This window comes from Streptomyces globisporus (assembly GCF_003501885.1).
GTDB classification, from domain to species: Bacteria; Actinomycetota; Actinomycetes; order Streptomycetales; family Streptomycetaceae; genus Streptomyces; species Streptomyces globisporus_D.
Genome location: NZ_QWFA01000339.1, coordinates 1 through 2,879, shown reverse-complemented (window position 1 = coordinate 2,879; position 2,879 = coordinate 1). Strand labels below are relative to the sequence as shown.

Genomic DNA, 2,879 nt, shown 5'->3' with positions numbered 1-2,879 from the left:
GGCCGGGACGAGGGGTGGGACACCGGGGTCCGGGCGGTGGCCCTCGACCGGGACGAGGAGGGGGCGCTGGAGAAGGCGCTGGGCGACGGCTGTGACGTCCTGGTCGACATGGTCGCGTTCGACGGCGCGCACGCCCGGCAGTTGACCGCGCTCGCCGGCCGGATCGGCTCGGCGGTCGTCATCTCCAGCGGTGCGGTGTACGAGGACGAGCGGGGCCGCAGCTTCGACACCCAGGCCGAGCCGGACGGCTTCCCGCGCTACCCGGTGCCGCTGCCGGAGAGCCAGGCGACGGTGACGCCGGGGGACGCCACGTACGGGACGCGGAAGGTGCTGCTGGAGCGGGAGCTGCTGGCGGCGGGCGAGGCGCTGCCGGTGACGCTGCTGCGCGCGGGCGCGGTCCACGGCCCGTACTGCCGAACACCGCGCGAGCTGTACGTCGTGAAGCGGCTGCTGGACGGGCGGCGGCGCCGGGTCCTCGCGTACGGCGGGGAGAGCCGCTTCCACCCGGTGCACGTGTCCAACGCGGCGGAGCTGATCCGCCTGGCCGCCGGGAAGCCGGGATCGCGCGTGCTGAACGCGGCGGACCCCGGGGCGCCCACGGTCGCGGCGATCGCGGCGGCGATCGACGCGGTGCTGGGGCGGGAGACGGAGACGGTGCTGATCGACGGCCCGGCGCCCGAGGGGCATGTGGGCGAGACGCCGTGGAGCGGCGCGCACCCGGTGGTCTACGACATGACGGCCGCCGGTGAACAGCTCGGCTACCGCCCCGTGACGGGGTACGTGGAGTCGCTCCCGGAAACGGTCGAGTGGCTCGCCGGGGAGCTGGCGGGGCGCGACTGGCGGGAGGCGTTCCCGAAGATGCTCAAGAACTACGGCGAGGGTCTCTTCGACTACGCGGCGGAGGACGCCTGGCTGGCGGCGTACGACCGGGACCGCCGCTGAGCGGCCCCGGTCGTACGCCTCAGGGCCGTCCTACGGCTTCGGCGTGGCGTGCGGGGTGCACGTCACGTCGCGCCGGTCGGTCTTCCCGGTGAGCAGGTAGGTGTCCACCCGCTCGTTGACGCAGGGGTTGACCAGCCCCGTGACACCGTGGGATCCGGCGTCCTTCTCGGTGATGAGCCGGGAGCCCTTGAACCGCTTGTGCAGCTCGACCGCGCCCGCGTACGGGGTGGCGGCGTCACGGGTGGACTGCACGATGAGGACCGGCGGCAGGCCCTTGCGGGTCTTCACGTCCAGCGGGGTCCGCTGCTTGGCGGGCCAGGTGGCGCAGGGCAGGTTCATCCAGGCGTTGGCCCACGTCATGAACGGGTACTTCTCGTGCAGCCGGGTGTTGTCCCGGTCCCAGGTGCGCCAGTCGGTGGGCCACTGGGCGTCGGCGCACTCGACGGCGCTGTAGACCGCGTTGCCGTTCTCGGAGGCGGCGTTGCCCGCGAGGTCGCTCATGTCGGGAGCGGCGGCGTCGATCAGCGCCTGGGTGTCACCGGCCCGGTAGGCACTCCAGGTCTTGGCGGTGGGGGCCCAGGCGGAGTCGTAGTACGGCGCGCCCTGGAAGAAGCCGATGAGCTCGGCGGGCCCGACGACGCCTCCGATGGGCTTCTTCTTCGCGGCGGCCCGCAACTCCAGCCAGGCCTTCTCGACCTTCTGCGGGGTGTCGCCGATGCCGTAGACGGAGTCGTGCTCGGCGACCCACGCCTTCCAGTCGTCCCAGCGCGTCTGGAAGGCGATGTCCTGGTTGAGGTTCGCCCGGTACCAGATGTTCTTCCGCGACGGGTCGACCACGCTGTCGACGACCATGCGCCGGACGTGGGTCGGGAAGAGCGTGCCGTAGACGGCGCCCAGGTAGGTGCCGTAGGAGACGCCGAGGAAGTTGAGCTTCTTCTCCCCGAGCGCGGCCCGGATGACGTCCAGGTCGCGTGCCGTGTTCGGCGTCGTCATGTGCGGCAGCATCTCGCCGCTGCGCTCGCCGCACCCCTCGGCGTACTCGCGGGCCAGCTTGCGCTGGGCGCGCTTGTCGGCCTCGCTGTCGGGGACCGGATCGGCCTTGGGCGCCTTGACGAACTCCTGCGGGTCGACACAGGAGATGGGCGCCGAGTGGCCGACGCCGCGCGGGTCGAAGCCGACGAAGTCGTACGCCTTCGCGGTCTTCGTCCAGAGCGGGTTCCTGGCGGTGATCCGGGTGGGGAAGCGCATCCCCGAACCGCCGGGCCCGCCCGGGTTGTAGAGCAGGGCACCCTGCCGCTCGCGCTTCGTGCCGGTGCTGACGTGCCGGTCGACGGCGAGCTTGATCTTCTTGCCGTGCGGCTTGGCGTAGTCGAGCGGCACGGCCACCCAGCCGCACTGGATGGGGGCGGTCAGACCCCAGTCCTCCGGGCAGTCCTTCCAGTCGATCCCGCTCTTCGCCGCCCGCTGCGCCGCGACGGCGACCCCGCGCGCCTCGGCGTCGCCCCGGCCGTGGTGGCGGCCGTCGGCGCTCGCCGCGGGCGCGGCCATGGCCCCCGCTATGAGCGTGCCCGCGACGAGAGCCCCGGCCGAGCCGAGCACTGTCGTACGTCTCACGTGAATCCCCCTTGATCCGATCCGCCGCCGAGGGGACGGCGTGGTCATCGGTACGTCGCGGGGATCCTTTCGTCTGTGAGGCACCTGGGGCCAGGGCGTACACCTGTTTCTTTACCGAACCCATAACCGGTGAAGGAAGTTCGCTGAGCGGACTCAGTCCTCGAAGCCTTCCTCGAAGCTCTTCTTGAGTCCGTCCAGCAGTTCACGCATCGCGTCGTCCAGGATCCCGCGCAGCAGGCGGGCGTCGGCGGCCACCGCGGTGACCAGGACGGCGGGGCCGGCCAGTGGGGTGAGGGCGGCGGTGGGGCCGAGGAGGCGGGCGG

Annotated in this window: 2 protein-coding genes and 1 pseudogene; 1 reads left to right on the top strand and 2 read right to left on the bottom strand. The window is 72.3% G+C overall.

Annotated elements, in window-relative coordinates:
• Positions 1-942 (top strand): NAD(P)-dependent oxidoreductase (locus D3105_RS33175; protein ID WP_118906524.1); only part of this gene is annotated, 942 nt, incomplete at its 5' end.
• Positions 943-972: 30 nt separating this feature from the next.
• Here the strand turns inward: D3105_RS33175 and D3105_RS33170 are convergent.
• Both D3105_RS33170 and D3105_RS35930 read right to left on the bottom strand, forming a co-directional pair.
• The gene (locus tag D3105_RS33170) at positions 973-2,604 is read right to left on the bottom strand and encodes an alpha/beta hydrolase (RefSeq protein ID WP_206273040.1); all 1,632 of its coding nucleotides are present in this window, start codon (positions 2,602-2,604) and stop codon (positions 973-975) included.
• A gap of 105 nt (positions 2,605-2,709) precedes the next feature.
• A pseudogene (locus D3105_RS35930) lies at positions 2,710-2,879 on the bottom strand (urease accessory protein UreD); the annotation flags it as partial.

Bases quoted from the DNA above. Each gene is read 5' to 3' on its own strand.
- D3105_RS33170 (WP_206273040.1), bottom strand. From the start codon at position 2,604: ATGACCACGCCGTCCCCTCGGCGGCGGATCGGATCAAGGGGGATTCAC.